At 30.3% G+C, this 19,301-nt stretch carries 21 protein-coding genes and 1 pseudogene; 10 read left to right on the top strand and 12 right to left on the bottom strand.

Going from position 1 to position 19,301, the window contains the following annotated elements; translation table 11 throughout:
* Positions 1-6 precede the first annotated feature (6 nt).
* The 4 genes and pseudogenes from A8C32_RS03075 to A8C32_RS03070 all read left to right on the top strand — a co-directional run bounded on the left by A8C32_RS03075 (position 7) and on the right by A8C32_RS03070 (position 3,280).
* Complete coding sequence (locus tag A8C32_RS03075) at positions 7-1,875, top strand: SulP family inorganic anion transporter (protein ID WP_069828971.1); 1,869 nt, start codon at positions 7-9, stop codon at positions 1,873-1,875.
* Positions 1,876-2,620: 745 nt separating this feature from the next.
* The gene (locus A8C32_RS21420; RefSeq protein WP_432416487.1) at positions 2,621-2,695 is read left to right on the top strand and encodes a DUF6686 family protein; all 75 of its coding nucleotides are present in this window, start codon (positions 2,621-2,623) and stop codon (positions 2,693-2,695) included.
* Between the two features lie 22 nt (positions 2,696-2,717).
* A pseudogene (locus A8C32_RS21415) lies at positions 2,718-2,795 on the top strand (DUF6686 family protein); the annotation flags it as partial.
* A gap of 137 nt (positions 2,796-2,932) precedes the next feature.
* A complete protein-coding gene (locus A8C32_RS03070; RefSeq protein WP_069828970.1) occupies positions 2,933-3,280 on the top strand; it encodes a hypothetical protein in 348 nt (115 codons plus the stop codon).
* 3 nt (positions 3,281-3,283) lie between these two features.
* On the opposite strand, the gene A8C32_RS03065 is transcribed toward A8C32_RS03070, so the two are convergent.
* Positions 3,284-3,799 carry a CvpA family protein gene (locus A8C32_RS03065; protein ID WP_069828969.1) on the bottom strand — a complete coding sequence of 172 codons (516 nt, stop codon included), beginning with the start codon at positions 3,797-3,799 and terminating at the stop codon, positions 3,284-3,286.
* 168 nt (positions 3,800-3,967) lie between these two features.
* Between A8C32_RS03065 and A8C32_RS03060 the strand changes: the two genes are divergently transcribed.
* The 3 genes from A8C32_RS03060 (at position 3,968) to A8C32_RS03050 (ending at position 6,963) form a co-directional block, all read left to right on the top strand.
* Entirely contained in the window at positions 3,968-4,324 is a 357-nt protein-coding gene (locus A8C32_RS03060) for a hypothetical protein (RefSeq protein WP_069828968.1), read from the top strand.
* A 168-nt stretch (positions 4,325-4,492) separates the two neighbouring features.
* Positions 4,493-5,512 (top strand): phenylalanine--tRNA ligase subunit alpha, encoded by a 1,020-nt coding sequence (gene pheS / locus A8C32_RS03055; protein ID WP_069828967.1) that lies wholly within the window; start codon positions 4,493-4,495, stop codon positions 5,510-5,512.
* A gap of 239 nt (positions 5,513-5,751) precedes the next feature.
* On the top strand, positions 5,752-6,963 hold the full coding sequence (locus A8C32_RS03050) for a CapA family protein (protein ID WP_083253220.1): 1,212 nt from the start codon (positions 5,752-5,754) through the stop codon (positions 6,961-6,963).
* Between the two features lie 11 nt (positions 6,964-6,974).
* On the opposite strand, the gene A8C32_RS03045 is transcribed toward A8C32_RS03050, so the two are convergent.
* The 6 genes from A8C32_RS03045 to A8C32_RS03020 all read right to left on the bottom strand — a co-directional run bounded on the left by A8C32_RS03045 (position 6,975) and on the right by A8C32_RS03020 (position 12,240).
* Positions 6,975-7,562 (bottom strand): alpha-ketoglutarate-dependent dioxygenase AlkB, encoded by a 588-nt coding sequence (locus A8C32_RS03045; protein ID WP_069828966.1) that lies wholly within the window; start codon positions 7,560-7,562, stop codon positions 6,975-6,977.
* A 30-nt stretch (positions 7,563-7,592) separates the two neighbouring features.
* A complete protein-coding gene (locus A8C32_RS03040) occupies positions 7,593-8,591 on the bottom strand; it encodes an SAM-dependent methyltransferase (RefSeq protein WP_069828965.1) in 999 nt (332 codons plus the stop codon).
* Positions 8,592-8,911: 320 nt separating this feature from the next.
* Positions 8,912-9,499, bottom strand: a complete 588-nt coding sequence (locus A8C32_RS03035) for a hypothetical protein (protein WP_123803305.1) — start codon at positions 9,497-9,499, stop codon at positions 8,912-8,914.
* Between the two features lie 230 nt (positions 9,500-9,729).
* A complete protein-coding gene (locus A8C32_RS03030; protein WP_069828963.1) occupies positions 9,730-10,191 on the bottom strand; it encodes a hypothetical protein in 462 nt (153 codons plus the stop codon).
* Between the two features lie 113 nt (positions 10,192-10,304).
* Entirely contained in the window at positions 10,305-11,438 is a 1,134-nt protein-coding gene (locus A8C32_RS03025) for a hypothetical protein (RefSeq protein ID WP_069828962.1), read from the bottom strand.
* Between the two features lie 19 nt (positions 11,439-11,457).
* Positions 11,458-12,240, bottom strand: a complete 783-nt coding sequence (locus A8C32_RS03020; protein ID WP_069828961.1) for a hypothetical protein — start codon at positions 12,238-12,240, stop codon at positions 11,458-11,460.
* A gap of 128 nt (positions 12,241-12,368) precedes the next feature.
* Between A8C32_RS03020 and A8C32_RS03015 the strand changes: the two genes are divergently transcribed.
* Positions 12,369-12,764 (top strand): hypothetical protein, encoded by a 396-nt coding sequence (locus A8C32_RS03015; RefSeq protein ID WP_069828960.1) that lies wholly within the window; start codon positions 12,369-12,371, stop codon positions 12,762-12,764.
* Positions 12,765-12,906: 142 nt separating this feature from the next.
* Here A8C32_RS03015 and A8C32_RS03010 read toward each other — a convergent pair whose 3' ends face one another.
* Together A8C32_RS03010 and A8C32_RS03005 are read right to left on the bottom strand one after the other, a co-directional pair.
* Positions 12,907-13,158 carry a hypothetical protein gene (locus A8C32_RS03010; RefSeq protein WP_069828959.1) on the bottom strand — a complete coding sequence of 84 codons (252 nt, stop codon included), beginning with the start codon at positions 13,156-13,158 and terminating at the stop codon, positions 12,907-12,909.
* A 120-nt stretch (positions 13,159-13,278) separates the two neighbouring features.
* Complete coding sequence (locus tag A8C32_RS03005; protein WP_069829170.1) at positions 13,279-14,280, bottom strand: NAD(P)H-dependent glycerol-3-phosphate dehydrogenase; 1,002 nt, start codon at positions 14,278-14,280, stop codon at positions 13,279-13,281.
* 132 nt (positions 14,281-14,412) lie between these two features.
* Here A8C32_RS03005 and A8C32_RS03000 point away from each other — a divergent pair, with 132 nt between their 5' ends.
* Complete coding sequence (locus A8C32_RS03000) at positions 14,413-15,348, top strand: nicotinic acid mononucleotide adenyltransferase (RefSeq protein WP_069828958.1); 936 nt, start codon at positions 14,413-14,415, stop codon at positions 15,346-15,348.
* Between the two features lie 530 nt (positions 15,349-15,878).
* On the opposite strand, the gene nadD is transcribed toward A8C32_RS03000, so the two are convergent.
* From nadD to A8C32_RS02985, 3 genes are read right to left on the bottom strand one after another with little or no spacing between them, the layout of a single operon-like run.
* The gene (nadD, locus tag A8C32_RS02995; protein WP_069828957.1) at positions 15,879-16,457 is read right to left on the bottom strand and encodes a nicotinate (nicotinamide) nucleotide adenylyltransferase; all 579 of its coding nucleotides are present in this window, start codon (positions 16,455-16,457) and stop codon (positions 15,879-15,881) included.
* Between the two features lie 6 nt (positions 16,458-16,463).
* Complete coding sequence (gene gmk, locus A8C32_RS02990) at positions 16,464-17,051, bottom strand: guanylate kinase (protein ID WP_069828956.1); 588 nt, start codon at positions 17,049-17,051, stop codon at positions 16,464-16,466.
* A gap of 40 nt (positions 17,052-17,091) precedes the next feature.
* Entirely contained in the window at positions 17,092-17,949 is an 858-nt protein-coding gene (locus A8C32_RS02985; protein ID WP_069828955.1) for a YicC/YloC family endoribonuclease, read from the bottom strand.
* A 144-nt stretch (positions 17,950-18,093) separates the two neighbouring features.
* On the opposite strand from A8C32_RS02985, the gene A8C32_RS02980 reads away from it, so the two are divergent.
* On the top strand, positions 18,094-19,230 hold the full coding sequence (locus tag A8C32_RS02980; protein ID WP_069828954.1) for a formylglycine-generating enzyme family protein: 1,137 nt from the start codon (positions 18,094-18,096) through the stop codon (positions 19,228-19,230).
* The last annotated feature ends 71 nt before the right edge of the window (positions 19,231-19,301 follow it).

Below are 19,301 nucleotides of genomic sequence, written 5' to 3'. Positions count from 1 at the left end.
TGTAAAATGAAAAATCTTTTCTCAAACATAAAAGGAGATGCCTTTGGAGGTATAACAGCAGGAATTGTAGCTCTGCCATTAGCTTTAGCATTTGGTGTATCATCTGGGTTAGGACCTACAGCAGGGCTTTATGGTGCTATTTTTATAAGTTTTTTTGCTGCACTTTTTGGAGGAACAGATACACAAATATCTGGACCAACAGCGCCTATGACAGCAGTAAGTATGATTGTTATAGCAGGTATTATTGCTACTAACGATGGAGATGTTAATAAAGCATTACCAGTAATTCTTACAGTGTTTTTATTAGCAGGATTAATGCAAGTTGGTTTAGGAATACTAGGTTTAGGAAAGTACATTAGATATATTCCTTATCCAGTAGTATCTGGTTTTATGACAGCTATAGGTCTTATTATAATATTAACTCAAATATCGCCTTCTGTTGGATATTACCCTAACCAAGATATTGAGTTTGTAAATACATTTAAACCTAAGGCAGAAAATGTTATTCTTAAAAGTATTCTAGAAGAAGAAGTAGAAGAAGGGATACTTGTTTTAGAAGATTTTAAAGAAACAATAAAGAGAGCAGAAGAAATAACGGAAGTAGATATATTAGAAGAGTCGAAAACATTAGCAGTAAAAGAGACATCAGGAGCTTTAGGAGCTGTAAAGTCTTTACCAAGAGCTTTGCAAAATATTAATTGGTTAGAATTATTTTTAACTTTAGGTACAGTCTTTATTATTTATGGGTTTAAACGTATAAGTAGAGTAGTACCAAGTAGTTTAGTGGCTTTAATAGTCATGTCTGGGATAGCTTATGGTTTTAAGTTACAGTATATCCCTATTGACGAAATTCCAAGTGGATTACCTATTCCTAATTTAGAAATCTTCACTAATTTTAAAATCAATAGTATAACTCCATATGTTTTTACAGCACTTACTTTAGCTTTACTAGGGGCTATAGATTCTTTGTTGACTAGTGTCGTGGCAGATAATATGACAAAAACAAAACATAAACCTAATAAAGAATTAGTAGGTCAAGGCATAGGTAATAGTATTGCAGCCGTTTTTGGAGGGATTCCAGGAGCAGGCGCAACCATTAGAACAGTTGTAAATATTAATTCTGGAGGAAAAACAAAATTATCTGGAATGATTGCAGGTGTTTTGTTATTACTAATGTTACTTGTTTTAGGTCCAGTAGCCTCAAAAATACCATCTGCAGTTTTAGCTGGTATTTTAATAACAGTAGGAATAGGAGTTATGGATTATAAAGGTTTAAAAGCGATACCGAGTTTGCCAAAGGATATGAAGTTAGGACCTTTAAAATTAAGTTCGGAAGTTTTAATTATGATCATTGTACTTTTATTATCAACGTTTTGGGATTTAATTTATGCAGTAGGTATTGGTTTGGTTATAGCATCCCTAATGTTCATGAAAAAAATAGGCGATTTAACAGCAAAACGTAGTGATGTTAAACCTTTAAAAGAAGAGGCTTGGGCAGATGAAATAAATTTCCCTGAAGGTTTAAAAGAAGAAGTCTTTATAAAACATATTAAAGGACCATTATTTTTTGGGTCTACCAGCGATTTTCAGCAATTAGTAGCACAAATACCAGATACAGCAAGTACGGTTATTATACGCTTAGGACGTATGCAGTATATGGATCAATCTGGACTATATGCTATGGAAGATATGCTTCAAGAATTAAATAAAAAGAGCATAGAAGTGCTGTTTGTTGGTTTGCTAGATCAGCCTAAATACATGATGGAGCGTATTGATATTATTCCAGACTTAATTCCTAAAGAACACATATTTAAAGAGTTTAAAGAGTGTTTAAGTTGGATAAAAAACAATATTAAAAATGAGCACAAAACTTAAAATGTTGTCATTTTTACCTAGTTTTTTAATCTAAAGGATTTATTGAGGCTTGCATCGGGGTAAAAGAAGAAAGTTTGAAAACCTTAGGTTTTTCATCAATCTAAAAATGTTTTTTTCTCTTAATACCTCGTCAACTTGCTGGGAGATATTTATTTATATATGCTCCTGTTTTAATATTAAAGAGGTCTATCATTTATTTGGTTCCAGTTAATGTTTTTCTTTAGACTCACAATTAAGTTCTAATTTACAATACTTTTTTTAGAAAAAACAGAATCATTATTAGCTTATCTAAAAATTCACATGATCGTTTCTTTTAAAATAATTGCTCAGGTTCATTAATTATTAGGTAGTATTCAGTTTTTTATTTCAATAAATCGTTCTTTTTATCTTTACTATTGGATCTTTTTCGGGGACTATAATGTCCATTTTGTGCAGAAAGAATTTTTCCATTTTTTTGTGTATTTTTTGAATAGAGAATTCTCCTCCTCGCTTTGGATTTCAGGAAGATATTTTTACTCTATAAAAACCTTTTCTGTCAATAATGGTTATAAGTATAGAGGTTTGATGGCCCTTTTTTTAAACAATAGGATTAATCTTGGCTGATTTTAAAATAAATTGAATAGATTTAAGGCTTCAGGAGTTGGATGATAACACTACTAGTTTTACCATCATTATTAACACTGTGTGGAATTTTCAAAAATATGTGCGCAACTATAAAAACAATATCTAAAGAAAAAAGTTATCTATATGTCAGCAATGTTACGTATATCATTTAGAGTTTAATAATATCTATCTGGAATTTAATCGAAAAAGAGCTTGAACAATTTTGAAACTATGTTTTAAGTATAGAAATGGATTATTGGGAGTATAAATATGTCTCTGCAAAAGTGGAAAGAAAAATCCCTATTCCTTGTATGTAAGAAAATTTGGTTTTAATGTTTAAAAGGCAAGAACTAAAAGAACTAAAAAGACTTTTAATTATACAATAAAGGATGTTTTCCGAATCCAGATTAGGTATTAATGACATAGACTATACTTTAATTTTAAATTAATGATCATGAATGATATTAACACCATTTATTATAATAATTTTGGTATTGCTTTTCAATGGAAAAGAGGTATCGTTAAAGATTTAAAAAAAACGCAACTAGTTTTTAGAAATACAGGATTGTTTCTAACTCAAAAAGAGCTCATCCAGTTTTCATATAATATAAAGAAATGTGTAGAAAGTTGCAGTTTAGGTAGTGATCCATGTGAGTTATTATTCTTAGAAACTCTAAATCCTCAAATAACTTTTGCAATGAGTCATACAGAACTAAAAGACATGCAAGACCTTATAAAAGGCACTTTGTTTCAATTAGGCTTAACAAAAATACTAGAAGAATTCACAATAAATAAAAAATAGTATTTATATCTCCTCATTTTCAGGAGTAGTGTCTTCTTCAGTAGCCAAAATATCAGGAAAAATCATGGGAACTAAAGATTTTACAGGTTTGTAAAGTATCGAATTCCCCACGTTTTCTTCATCAACAAAAGTAATGGTGTTATTAAGTTTATCAAAAACAATTAAAATAACACTTAAAATAAGACCAATTTTAAGTGCTCCAAAAACACCGCCAAGAATTTTATTTAAAATTCCAAGGGCAGCAAAATCGGCTAATTTAGTAAGTGCTTTTCCCGCTAAAGCAATCGCTAAAACAATAATAACAAAAGTTATAGCAAAGGCAGTAATGTTAATGGTTTTTTCGTTCCATTCGGTTTTAGTTTGCAAAAAATCGGCAGCAAAATTACTAAAATGGATAGCGCCATAAACACCAGCAATCAAAGCTCCTAGAGATGCAACTTCAACAAAAAGCCCTTTCATAAAACCGCGAACAAGTCCAAATAAAATTAAAGCCCCTAAAACAATATCAATAACACCCATGCAACTAATCTTTTTGTAAATATATAATTTTTAAAAATTATAGACCACTACACTATTAGATTATAAGGGTAAAGACCAATAATACCAATTTAAACAACAGATTATCTAAAGTAACGACGAGGTTCACTAACTTTGAACTTTCAATTTTAAACTTTTTTAATTTTACAAATGTCCAGAGACGAACAATTAAAAGAACGCTGGGAATTGGTAGTAGAAAAACTATCCAATCAATTTGCAGATGGAGATCCTTTAGATCTTGATGCCATTATCTATTTAATAGGTGTACAAGAGCTAGGGCAATTAGAGAGAACTTTTAAAAAAGACCAAAAATTAGATCTTATGCATATTGCTATATGTAAACTACTTACTCCCTATGGGTATTACGAGTTAGAATTTGTAGATAAGGATGGTTGGCCACACTACAAAACTCTAGAAGCATTACCACATTTAAAAGCAGGAGAACAAAGTATTTTAATGAAAGAAGCTATTGTAAATTACTTTATAGAAACAGAGTATATTAATTAGTTTTTTGGCGTTACTACACACCTTTTACAAGGTTTTTAATAACCTCGTAAAGGCGCTTGGGTCAGGCTTTCGGCAGTCGCTCTCTGCGAGGAGCTCCAACAATGCCTCTATCCTTAACGCAAATCTCGATAAATTGATTAAATTTGCATTCATTTTTGAAATGACGCCATGATAGATAAGATAAAAGAACTTATAGGAGAAGCCGAAACCTTTAAAGCACAAACAAAAGAGGAAGTAGAAGCATTCCGTATTAAATATTTAGGTAAAAAAGGATTGTTAAACGACTTTTTTGCCGAATTTAAAAATGTAGCAAGCGACCAGAAAAAAGAATTTGGTCAAACTATAAATAAGCTTAAAAAAACTGCTGAAGAAAAAGTAAACGCTTTAAAAGCAGACCTAGAAAGTAAAGAAGAGGTAAAAGGTCTTTATGGTGATTTATCACGCCCAGGAGCACCTATTCAAATAGGAGCTCGTCACCCTATATCTATAGTAAAAAATCAAATTATAGATATCTTTTCACGTATAGGTTTTAATGTAAGTGAAGGTCCCGAAATAGAAGATGATTGGCATAACTTTACAGCGCTTAACTTACCAGAATACCATCCAGCACGTGATATGCAGGATACATTTTTTATACAAACCAATCCAGATATATTATTACGTACGCACACAAGTTCTGTACAAGTACGTTACATGGAAAATAACCAACCGCCTATTCGTACCATATCACCAGGTAGAGTGTATAGAAACGAAGCAATATCAGCACGTTCTCACTGTTTTTTCCATCAATTAGAAGGATTATATATAGATAAAGACGTTAGTTTTGCAGATCTTAAGCAAACTTTACAACATTTTACAACCGAAATGTTTGGGAAATCTAAAATACGTTTACGACCATCATATTTTCCATTTACAGAACCAAGTGCAGAGATTGATGTGTATTGGGGCTTAGAAACAGAAACCGATTATAAAATAACCAAAGGAACAGGTTGGTTAGAAATAGGAGGTTGTGGTATGGTAGACCCTAATGTGTTAGAAAATTGTAAAATAGACTCTAAAGAGTATTCAGGTTTTGCTTTTGGTGTAGGTATAGATCGTATAGCGATGCTACTACATCAAATAGGAGACATTCGTTTATTAAGTGAAAACGATGTTAGATTTTTAGAGCAATTTAAAAGTGCATTATAAGCTTTAATAAAAAGTATAAATTTAAAAGACCTCAAAGGCATTGAATGCTTTTGAGGTCTTTTATATTAATAACATGAATACTTCTGTTTAAAAAACTTTTTCTATAAATTAGTGAACTCATTTAAACTTTTTTATAGAAGTAAAAAATAGATATTTGTCCTAAAGAAAAAGTACGCTCTAGAGCGAATAGAAAAACTAAAATGAGTCCAGTATACCAAAATTCAATTTAACAAAATACAATGAGGTTAAGATCAGTAAAAATTTTAGTAATAATAGCATTAGCCTATCTTGCTTGTGGAGCACCTAAAGAAAGTAAAGTAGAAAAACCAGTAGAACCTCAAGTTGTAAAGGAGGAAATACCTGTTGTTATTCCAAAATTTGTTCCAGAACCTGAGAAAGTTTTAGAACCAAAAACCTTAAGCTTATTGTTTATAGGAGACTTTATGGGGCATATGGATCAAATTAAAGCAGCTTATAATAAAGAGACAAAAACATACGAGTATGATGCTTGTTTTTCTAAAATAAAACCGATATTAAGTGATGCCGATGTTACTCTAGGAAATATAGAAGTAACCTTAGGAGTAAAGCCTTATTCAGGTTATCCACAATTTAGCTCGCCAGCAAGTTATGCAGCAGCTATAAAAAGAGCAGGCGTAGATGTGCTTACAACAGCGAATAATCACTCTTGCGATAAAAGAAAAAAAGGTGTAGAGCGTACCATAGAAATTTTAGATTCTTTACAAATAGGTCATACTGGAACTTTTATTAATTCAGAAGAAAAAATAAAGAATCCAGCATATATCATTGAAAAGAATGATTTTAAAATTGCCATTATAAACTATACTTATGGGACTAACGAGATAAAACCAACACCTCCAAATGTGGTGAATTATCTAGATAAAGAAACTATAAAAGCAGATATAGAAAGCGTTAATGCAACTTCTAAACCAGATGAAATTATAGCTTTTGTACATTGGGGTTACCAGTATAAAGATTTACCTAATAAGGCACAAAAAGAAATGTTCGCTTATTTTAAATCTTTAGGTGTTAATATCGTTATTGGAGCGCATCCGCATGTATTACAACCTATGGAGTGGCAAAAAGCCGACGATAACAACCCAACCGAAAGTTTGGTGGTTTATTCTTTGGGTAATTTTGTATCACATCAAAGAACATTTCCAAGAGATGGAGGTGCTGTGTTTAAACTTCTATTAGAAAAGGATAATGAAACAAAAAAGGTGAAAATTAAAGATGCCGATTATTTTTTAACCTGGGTTCATGAGCCTGTTGTTAAAGGTAAAAAGGAATATTATGTATTACCTGCCAATAAATTTTCTAAAGATACAACGTACTTTAAACAAACTAAGGACTACGATAAGATGATGCGTTTTGTTAAGCACGCCAGAACCTTATTGGGAGAACATAATGTTAATATTGACGAATACCATTAATTAACATCACATTATTTAAAGTCTGGTTCTCGAAAAGTGATATTGATCCTGCCATTTTTATGTGCAGGATTTTTTAGTAGACTATGCGTGTACCGTTCTTGAGAATAGTCTTTCATAACTAATAAGCTTCCATGAGCTAAATCCAATGAAAAGCTTTCTTGACTATCATTTTTTTTGAAACTAAATTGACGAACTTCACCAAGGCTAATCGATGGTAAAATAGTTTTATATCCAGAGGTTTCTTGATCAAAATGATAAGGTGCAAAATAATTTCCATTAGGATAATATAAGCACATAGCAAGTTCAAAGGTTTTACCTGTATATTTTTCTACGAGTGTTTTTAAATTAGCCATAGCTCCTGACCATGCAAATGATTTTCCGTGAATGTTTTCTGGATGACTATTTAGTTTGATTAACCTTTCTGTAGTAAATAATATCTTAAAACTATCGGTTATTATTCTTTTATTCTCTACGGTAACAACAAGTTGGTTTTTGTGTATTTCATATTCATTAATTAAGATGTTATAAAGCGCTTCAGCTTCATTTTTAGTTAAAAAATCAGCTATATATTCCACAGAGCAATCTAAAGGTAATTTCATATATCAACTTAATTTTATTTACCAGTTTTATTAGTCAAATTTGCAAGTTAGCTCTATATCTGGTTCCATTTGATAAGAAAAAGTAATAGTATCATTATTAAAAGGTTGTTGTAATACCATTTCTAAAGGTAGTGTTAAAGATGATTCATCTCTATACAACCAAATATCGTTATACACATGAACCTGAGTGTCTAATAACATAAGGTTGTAACGGTTCATATTTAGTGTTGTTAAGTCAATTGTTTTACTTTGTAAATGTGTTGGAATAGGCTGATTAATAGTGTGTAATGCCACTGCTTCACGTACATTTAAAATATGACCTATATCATGTTCTTTATAATCAGGAGTTGTTATAGAATGAGTTAACAACGTTAGGTTTAATAGTACATTTTCTGGAATTAATGTAATGTCTTCATTAAATTGAGGAAGCAGATTATATAGTATAGGAACGTAGCATTCTCGATATAATAAAGCGTCTAATGTTTCACTAAAAAGAAGGTGAAATTTATTCGCATTAGGAACTTTAAAGGTGACAGCATCTGCTAAATGATAGTCTTGAATGTAATTGATTAAATCTAGTGCTTGAATTAATTTTTTTGCAGATTCAAGTGAAGCTTTATTTATTTCTAATAATGTAAACTGCACATTTTTTGGAGTGAAAAGAGGCGCTATTAAAGTTATAAATGGGGCATAGGGACCGCATCCAGCATAAAATATATGAATTACTTCATTGGGGTAATTTTTTTGTTTTTCATGAATAGCAGAAATAATGGCTTTTAAAAATTTTACAGTTCTTTTATAATCCAATAAGCACTGCGCAGCATGATTTAAACCTAAAGCTTTTCCTTTTGCCGAAGGAACAGCAGCTAGATACTCAATTTTATGATCGAATCCAGTAATTTTAGTGAGTTCTTGAAAATGAGCATGAATTTCATTAAGTTTTTTTTCAACCTCAGTTTGGTTAAAGGATACTTCTAGTAGAGATAAGGTTATCTTTTTAATACTAGAGACTATTATTTTTTCACTCATTTTAGTTTAGGTTGTGTGTAAATAAACTAATTTAATAAAAAGAAAATAAATAAGAAGTAAAATCTTACCTTTTAAATATGCAAAAACTAAGAATAAGTAACTAGTCGTTGGTTCCTGCGATTTGGCCTTATTGTAAATGGATTAAGAAAAAAATTAGACATGAAATGGCATATTTAAATATCAAGTCTTCATTAAAAGTGAACGAGTTTAAAAGGTGTTTTATAAACATATAATGGAATGGCATTCTATTACGATTAATAAGTAAGAATGCCATTATACTCCTATAAATAAAGCAGAGCTAGCGTTTAATTTATATATTATTACTCTACTAATTCCTTTGCTTTATTCCAGAGGCTTTCTCCAGTTTTCTTCAAATTGTCTGTACTGGAATATTTATTCAAATTCTCAATAAATTCTTTAAGAACTTCAATAGTTTTAAACATGTCTTCTGTATGAGGAACATTTTGTTCTTTTAGTACTTTTTTCCAGTCTACTTGAGATAGAATTGAAAACATATATTTTGTAGCGATTTTACTTAAAAAATATTTATCGTAAATGCCGTTTAATACTTTTCCAGATTTTCTGTTTTTTAGATATTCAATAGATTCATCTATTTTCTCTTTTTCATTAGAAGAAAGTAACTTGCTGGTTTTTAATTTAGATAAAGAAGCAACAGCTTTTTCATTTTCTTCGTTTTTCAAATACAGATAGGTTTCAATCGACCAAATAATTTCATTGTCTAATCCTATTTCTTTAGCATCTTTTAGAAATATTTCAAAATCTTCTAAGGCACGTTTTTCATCAATATCTCTTTCCATCATTAATCTGTCGAAGCCTCTAAATAAATGATTTAAAGAGTGAAACCCTAAATGGGTTTGTTGGTTGTTTAGATTGTTCCATCGAAACATAAACCGAGTATATGGTAAATCAATATCTTTATTTTTGTTTAGCCAGTCGATATTTTTTGAAATTTCATCTTCAGATAAATAATATAGACCTTTTTCAAAAAATAAGAAGCCTCTAAAGTACTGTAGTAAGGTTTTAATTTCCGAATCGGGAAGTAATTCAGGTTTTGTTTTACTACATTCATAAAGAGATACTTCTTTCCCTAAATCTTTACTTAAAATAACAATAGCACTTAAAACAGAATGTTCAATATTTTGGACATATTCTTTCTTTTTTCAGTAAAATATTCTTTTCTCTTATTAATGGAATCTCCATAGGCCACATTAAAAGCATCAACTAGTGTTGGGAAAATATCTTCATCGGTTTTCATTATAAAATCTTCCATTCTTTTATAATCACGATATATTGAAATATAGTCTAATACCGATAGGCTTTCTGTATTGTATTTTACTGCTTTATTGAAAATTCTATCAAGATCGGATTTAAAAGATGCAAATTCAGATGAGATTGTGTCTTTTTCAGCAGATGCTCTAATTAGAATTTTACCAAATTTATAAGAGGATACCTTATAGGAATCTAAATTTTCTACTAGTTCTTTTTTGTCTTTTTCTAATAGTTCATTATCAGTTTTGTTTTTGGTAGAACAGCTAATAGTTATAGCTGTTAATAACAGAATGGGGATTATTTTATTCATACTTAGATTTCAAGGGAAATTATTAATAAACGCAATAAATACGTTTATTAATAATTTATTTTAGAGAGACTTTATATAATTTATTAAGTGTAGTGTGCTAAAATAGTTGGTCTTTAGCTTAAGGTAATTTCATAAATAGCTTCATTATCTAAAGAATAATTTCCTGAGATGTCTTCAATTTTCTTCTCATTATTCTCATCAAAATAAGTGATTCTAAATTGTTTAATTTGATCTTCAGGGTATGAGTTAATTTCTAAATCTATAATGCCATTAGCATCAGCAGTTTTACTGGCTTTAAATTTATATTCTGTTAAAACATCTACAGTAAGCTTTAGTGGCTTATCATTTAAATTTAAAAATTGAGCTTTAAAACGTTGCGATATTTTTTCTGGCTCTTCAACATAATTTTGATGCTGTTGGTTTGTATTTTGATGCTTGTTTCTGTAAAATCCTAAATGAATATTATTAGAAACATCATCTAGAAATGTATTATAATTTTTCTTTTCAGCATCATCAAAATATTTACAAGATTCACTAGTATGTAATCTGGTAAACTCAACTTCTTTACTATATTTTTTTCTGTTCCTCCAATTAGAAATAGCTACTACAGAACGTTTAAATAAATAGAACACAAATAAACCTGAAAGAACTTCCAGTACATAAAATAATACAGGAAGAATATCCTGTATTCCAAAAGCAGACTCGCGAATTCCTGCTGCAAGTTCTCTAGCAACACGTTCTTTAGAGAAGTAAAATATAGCAGCTCCAATAGCACTAAAAAGAATAAACCCTAAAATAGCTTGACCTTTAGCGTGTTTTAATACACCTTTTGTAATATCTGAGTCTGGTTTTGAGTTATTAGATGGAATTTTCTTTTCTTCGAAGAAGCGTTTATTTCTTATGTGAGAACTTAAAATGCCCACAAGTAATTCGGCAATAACTATGGAAATAAATATAATTCCTACGCCTATAACCCACGGAGCTTGAGGTAAAATATCTCTATATATTTCTCTACTAAAATAGTACTCAAGAATACAAATAACTACAAAAGCAATAGTAAAAGGAACAACATAAGCATTAGACATTATTTTGTCCCATTGCTTTAGTTTTTCTTCGTTAGGTTTTAAAATTTCGAAAGTATCTCTTGCGCGTTTTGATGCAGAATTTGCTCGTGAAGCAACTTCATCGGAAATAGTATATAGGTTTTCAGACTCGTCTGAAGAAGGCTGGTTCCAGTTAATAATCATAGGTTAGTGTATTTATTTTTTATAAACATTCAAAATCTTCAATAAAGCTAAAGAAGCCCTCTTTACCTTCAAATTCATTAATTTCAATACCTCCAAAAATAGAAGTGTCTTTCCAGCCTACTAAATGTAACTCAGCATTATCGGGAAGCATTAATTCATTTTTAATAGTTTGAATTTTACCAGAACGTACAGGTTCGTTTACACCATCTGTAAATAATACAACCATAATTTTATCATAGTCGTCAATACCTGGTTCTTTTAGTAACTTATTAATGTGTTCAAAAGCAAGGTCTATATTTGTAATGTCCTTATTTTTGTATGGTTTGTAAGCTAAAATGTTTTTTTGTAAGGTTTGAGATAAAAAGGTGTTTATTCGACTTTTATTCTTCTTTACTATTTTTTCATTTTTAAGCTTGATTTTTTCATCCACCTTTTTTTGTTTAGCTTGTTCTGTAAGCGTTGGGTTGTCCGATGTTAATATGTTTTTGTAAGGTTTTTGAGCACTTATTTTAACTCGAAAAATTTCTTTAGATCCAGGAGCAGGATTACCAATAATGGTAGAGGCAAAATAACCATTTCCATTTTCTGAAATAACATTTATTATGGTTTCATAGTCTTCCTTATTTAATTTTTGAATACTCTCGGATGAGCCACTTCTATCATCACCAAGAATAACCATAATTTTACAATCTGGAATGTCTTCTTCAGCAGTTGCCGTATGTGCTTTAGAAGGCGCATCGACACATGAGAAAGTAAATAAAGAAATAAGGCTGGCTAAGAAAAAGAGTTGGCGTGTAATCATTTTTGGTTGTAAGTTTTTGCTAATATATAATATATGTAATAAAAAGTGGCTGAATGTTACAGGATTTAGTGATAAACGAAGTGGTTTAAAAAAGAAGTTCTTCTTATTTTTGTGTAAAATAAAATGAAATGAAAAAAGATATAGATATTCCAAAAGTAGAAGATGTTTACATTGCTGTTGTAAATGAGTATAACGATATCTATAAAACTCAAGATTGGAATGCCTATATTATTAACGATAAAGAAGTTGATTTAGATATGGTGCTTATTGTTACTAGCGGTTATTCTGAAAATAAAACAACATCTGTTTTTAGAAAAAAATTAGATAAACTTCCTAAAAAAAGTTATGCTAAAATAGAGTTGATGCAGGAAGAACTTTTTGCAATAAACAATACCTTTAAAGTCTCTTTTTTTGAAGGGAGTAAGATGTTTGATAAAACGTATTTGTTTAGAAAAAATACTATTAATTTAAAAGCTTTGCAACCCGTACCTTTAATGGCAGTGAAAGGCATTTTGGTGAAGTAATACTCCTATGCAATGTTAAGGGGTTTTTAATTATACCAAATAAACTTCAAATTTATTATCAATCATTTTGAAGTTTATTTGTAACACATCTTGACTTTTTGTTTTAACAGAAAATGAGTTCTTGGTATAAAACTAAAATAGATTAGTTTACGTAAGCTGTATTTTTATCTGTTTTTGGTTTTTTCCATAACAAAAGGCATATACCTCCCCATAATAATACTATAATAATCAATCCTATAAAAAGTATATCTCTTCCTTCGTCACCGCGGTCAATCGAGTAGCCAGCTATTCCAAAAAGGTAATAAGCTAAAATAGCCATAAATATAACTTGGCCTACGAAATATGCGATTACGCCTTTTTTTGTTAAGTGTTTTAAGAATAACCTGTCTAACATAATTTTAGTTCTATTTTATAATTTATAAATATGTGATGATTTGGGTTTATCACGTAGTTTGTTTTAGGCCTTTTGGCTGCGTTCGAGATAAACTGTAAGGCCTATATAAGTCAAGAATTATTAATCTAACTTGTCCGTTAACTTTTTAAATACTTTTTTAGGATTTTTATTTTCGTATAAAATATCATAAACCGCATTTATAATAGGAAGTTGTGTTTTCTTTTTGTTTTTTTCGTTTAGTAAATGTGCGCTTTTAGTAGCGTAATAGCCCTCTGCAACCATATTCATTTCCATTTGAGCAGATTTTACAGTGTAGCCCTTACCAATCATATTCCCAAACATGCGGTTTCTAGAAAAGACAGAGTACCCCGTAACTAATAAGTCGCCCAAGTAAGCCGAATTATTAATATTACGTTTCATTTTATGCATCTTTTTTATAAAACGTTTCATTTCTCGAATTGCATTACTCATAAGTACGCTTTGGAAATTATCTCCATAGCCTAAGCCATGAGCAATACCTGCAGCAATAGCATAAATATTTTTAAGCATTACAGCATATTCAACACCAATAATGTCGTCGCTAATTTTTGTTTTTATATAATCGCTAGATAAATTTTTAGCAATATGATTTGCTTTTACAGTATCTGAACATGAAATAGTTAAATACGATAAGCGCTCTAAAGCAACTTCCTCTGCATGGCAAGGGCCAGCAATAACCGCGATATTGTCATAAGGGATCTTATAAACTTCATGGAAATGTTCTCCAACTAGAAGTCCTGTTTCTGGCATAATGCCTTTAACTGCAGATACGATGGTTTTTTTTGAGATATCAATATTTAATTTTTGTAACTCACTATGAATGAAAGCAGAAGGAATTACAAAAATTAAAACATCTGCATATTCTGCAATTTCATTTATATCATTACTTAATTTTAATTGTTCTAAATGAAACTCAACAGAACTTAAATAATTGGGGTTGTGCTGTTCTTTAAGTAAATGCTCTTTGGTATAAACGCTACGCATGTACCAACCAACTTCATTTAAATTTTCACAAAGCATTTTCACAATAGCTGTAGCCCAACTTCCTGCTCCAAAAACCGCGTATTTTAAAGGTTTATCCATAGATGTTAAAACATTTGATGCTTCAAAAATACATAAAATATTAATCAATGCTATATCAACAAAATATTGATGATGTCTTTTTTGGCACGTGTTTTGAATCTTCAATAATAACGAACCCTAAAATATTTGATTATGAAGACTCTGAAATTAATATTAAGCTTTACATTAATAACAACATTATTTACATCATGTTATACGGAAGTGAATCATATAGATGAAGAACCATCAATTTCGTTAAATCAATTATTAGGTTCAAATGAGATTTGGTATGTAGATATTAATGCAACTAAAGGTTTTGGGGAAACTGCGTTTTTACAAAGAGCATTTACTTTATCGTTTAGAAATGGTGTATTGCATGCAAACAATAATATTGTTGGTATTGGTGATAATGGTGGTGGTTTTGGTATTGATGTTGGTGAGTATGAAGTTTATGATATGGTTTTGGATATTCAACATGATATTGATGGTTTTGAAACTTTTGATGTTTTTCAAATAGATAGTAATACTATTGAATTATATAATCCTAATAATGATACGTCTTATTTTTTAGAGGGGTATCAGCGTAGTAATTTTGATTATGATTTTGTGTTTTATGATAATATACATTACTTCTTACAGGAATATGAAGCTTGGGAAAAAACATATACTAGTGAATTTGGTGCTATAAATGAATTTGATAATGAAAACTATTTACAATTTATAGCTGGAGGTAATGATGCTACATTTAGAAGTTCACAAGATGTTAATGGGACAGTAATCAATAATTTAATATGGGATTATACAGGTGTTTATGGTGTGAACGATGTAAATGGAAATGAGAACTTAAAAATTTTAACATTAGATTATGATTTTTTTAGCAATGAACATTTTGAATTAACCGTTATTAATGATGGAGAGATAGAGTTGTATCACCCAACTTCTGAAACAGTTTATAGATTTATAGGAAGAGAGTATATACAGTTTTTAAAGAATGGTGATAAAAAAGCAAAAGCACCTAATTCAAGAAATAAAAAGCGTAAGCACAGAAAAAATAAAGTAGATAACCCAAGAGAGCGTACTAGGGTTTAATCTAGAGAATAAAATAAAGTGAGGTTAGTTTAACTAATTAAGTTAAATGACACTAAGAATTTTGGTTGGTTATTTAGTTAAGAAACCGTTTAAAGTGTTAAGTTTTAATCGGTTTCTTTTTTTGATTAATTTTGAAAGGAAATGTGACGTATTAAATGTCTTGGTGTCTTATATGTAGGTATCAATATTAACCTTTATATTAAAGACATAACAATGAATTTAAAAGATGCGTGGACTAAAATATTTGAAAAAGGAAAAAGATCTAAAGATTACATTTTACAAGCGGTAAAAAAATAAAGAGCTCTTAATAAGAAACTAGGTGAACCAATAATAGATATAGAAGTTGAATTTTAATCCAGGTTATTGTTTTATAAACAATATTACTATGAAGTGTTTATTTGAAATTCAAATCCCCTCAAGACTAGAACTTAATTAAATAGTTCATTCTGTTCTATAAAAGCCAACTTGAATAGAGTTGGCTTTTTTTAATTGTGTTTTATAGTTAAATTGGTATTAAAGCTGAAAAAAACTTATTTGTAAAAATTCATTTCATCTATATACTCCCATACATTTTGAGGTAACATAGGCTTAACGTTTTTTCCTGTTTTAATGCTTTTACGAATAAATGTGGAAGATAATTCCATGATTGGGGCATCTATAGTATGTATTTTTTTGTGCTCCTCAAATTGTGTTTCTATTTTGTTTTTTGAAACTCTAGGATATACGTAAATATGATGGTTTTCAAGAATGAGTTCATAATTTTTCCATTTATGGAACCCTTTTAAATTATCCCCACCCATAATTAAAGCAAATTCATTTTTTGGATATTTTTCTTGTAAATAAACTAAGGTGTTTATGGTGTAATTAGGTTGAGGTAGGTTGAACTCAATATTGCTAGGTTCTAATTTAATATAATCTTTGGTGGCAAGATGCACCATTTCTAATCGTTGGTAATTGTCTAATAAGGTACTTTTCTTTTTAAAAGGACTATGAGGTGTTACAACAAACCACACTTGATCTAAATCACTATGTTCTGCAATATGATTGGCAATAACTAAATGTCCAATGTGTATGGGATTAAAAGAACCAAAATATAAACCTATTTTCATTAGTCGCTATATAGAATTTACAAAATTACTAACAAGTTTTTCGGCTTCGACTAATGCTTTGTCTAATTCATCATTTATAACGATAACATCAAATAAAGGCGCTGTAGCTAATTCTGCAGAAGCTTTTGCAACACGCATATTAATTTTGTCTTCACTTTCAGTTTTGCGTTTTTTTAAACGAATTTTTAATTCATCCACACTAGGAGGTTTTACAAAAACAGCTAAAGTTTGATCTGGGAATTTTCTTTTTATACGTAAACCACCAGAAACATCTATGTCAAAAATTACATTTTTTCCTTTAGCCCAAATACGCTCAACTTCAGTTTTTAAAGTCCCATAAAAATTATCACGATAGACTTCTTCCCATTCTAAAAACTCACTGTTTTTAATTTTATTTTTGAATTCATCGGCAGATAAGAAATAATAATCTTTTCCGTCTACTTCTGTGCCTCGTTTTGTCCTTGATGCTGCAGATATTGAGAATTCTAAGTTTAAATTGTCTATACCTAGCAAATGTCTTACAATGGTAGTTTTTCCAGATCCAGATGGCGCTGAAAAAACGATGAGTTTACCTTGTTTACTATTTTTATTCATACTTTATTGAAAACTAATTTTGGTTTATTTAGAGGGTTAATTAAAGAACATTCAATAATTGCTCTTTAATCTTTTCTAATTCATCTTTCATTTGAACTACTAATTGTTGCATAGGAGCATAATTACTTTTAGAGCCAATGGTGTTTATCTCTCTTCCCATTTCTTGACCAATGAAGCCTAATTTTTTTCCGTTAGAATCTTTTGAGTTTATAGATTCTGTAAAGTAGTTTAAATGGTTTTTTAGACGCACCTTTTCTTCGGTAATATCAAATTTTTCAATATAGTATACAAGTTCTTGCTCAAACCTGTTTTCGTCGTATTTTTCTCTTAATTCTTCAACGCCTTTTAATAAACGTTCGCGAACTCCTTTAACACGTTCAGGATCCATCGTTATAACTTGGTTAAGCAATGCTTCGATAGCAATAATACGCTTGTTGAAATCTTGTTCAAGTACTTTGCCTTCGTCTAATCTATGGTTAATTAAATCGTTTACAGCTGTATTAATTTCTTGTTCAATAGCCTTCCATTCGTTGTTGTCAATTTCTTCGCGTACAGTATTTGTTGCATCAGGGAAACGAACAGCCATTTTAAGAAGTTCAATGTCATCGCCATTTACCACATTTTTTAATTGCTCCATATACTGTTTTACAACAGGCGTGTTTATTTGTGTCGATGAGTCTTCTGCAGTTGCTTCCACATAAATAGAGAAGTCTATTTTTCCACGTGTAAGCTTGTTGGCAAGAAGTTTCCTTACAGTGAGTTCTTTTTCTCTGTAAATAGACGGCATTCTTGTGTTTAAATCTAAATTCTTACTATTTAAAGATTTTAGTTCTATTGTTATTTTTTTAGTTGGCAATTGCAAAACAGATTTTCCGTAACCTGTCATTGAATATATCATAGACTCTTGTGTTTAGTTGTGCAAAGGTAGTTAAAACCTAAGGTATAGAAAATTGAATAAAAATATGTAAAAAACTTTAAAATTGAATAAATGGGTTTTAAAGTAATTAATAAATACTTTTGTAAAAAAAAATATATAATATTAATGAAGAATATAAAGCGTATAAGTTTTGTAGTTATTGTGTTTTCAATGGTGTTAAGTTGTAAACAAGCATCTGAAACAAAAAATGCAAACGATGAAAATAAAGAGGTTATTGCTAAACAAGAAGTAGTAGATGTGAAAATTTCTCAAGAAGCTCTAGACAAAATGATTGCTAACCCTCCAAATGGTATGTTATGGATTCCTGCAGGATCTTTTATGCAGGGAGCGGTTCCTCAAGATCAAATGGCAATGAAGCATGAGAAACCGCAACACCCTGTTACTGTAGATGGTTTTTTTATGGATATACATGAAGTTACTAATGCTGAGTTTGCAAAATTTGTAAAAGAAACAGGATACGTTACTATTGCAGAACGAGAAATTGACTGGGAAGAAATGAAAAAACAACTTCCAGAAGGTACACCAAAACCTCACGATAGTATTATGCAACCAGGATCTTTATTGTTTAAAAAATCAAAGTCTTCACTTGCTAATTTATACGATTTCTCACAATGGTGGAGGTGGTCTATTGGTGTAAATTGGAGGCACCCTAGTGGACCAGAAAGTAATATCGAAGGCAAAGAGAGCTACCCAGTAGTACATGTTAGTTTTCAAGATGCTCAAGCTTATTGTAAATGGGCAGGAAAGCGTTTGCCTACTGAGGCTGAATGGGAGTATGCAGCCAGAGGAAATAAAAATGGAACGACGTATTTATGGGGAGACGATAGATCGCATCTTTCTAAGATGGTAAATAGTTGGGAAGGTGAATTTCCTGTTAGTAATACATTGGAAGATGGTTTTGAACGTACTGCCCCTGTAAAAACATATCCACCAAATGGTTTTGGGCTTTACGATATGGCTGGAAATGTTTGGGAGTATACATCAGATTGGTATAATGTAAACTATTATAAAGATCTTGCAGCTGGCAATAAATCGGCAATAAATCCGCAAGGACCAGAAAAACCATACAACCCAAGTAATCCTTATTTAGAGGAAAAAGTAATAAAAGGAGGTTCTTTTTTATGTAGTGATTCTTATTGTGCTAGTTATAGAATTTCTTCAAGAATGGGGACAAGTTTAGATTCTTCGGCAGAGCATATTGGTTTTAGAACAGTTGCAACACCTAAGATGTTGGTAAAGTAAGTTATAGAAATATAAAATAAAAAAAAGGCTTTAACATTTTTGTTAAAGCCTTTTTTTGTGGCTAATAAAAG

Origin of the sequence: Flavivirga aquatica (genome assembly GCF_001747085.1) — a bacterium.
GTDB classification, from domain to species: Bacteria; Bacteroidota; Bacteroidia; order Flavobacteriales; family Flavobacteriaceae; genus Algibacter_C; species Algibacter_C aquatica.
Note: the sequence above shows the minus strand (reverse complement) of the source record. Positions and strands in the feature narration are given on the sequence as shown.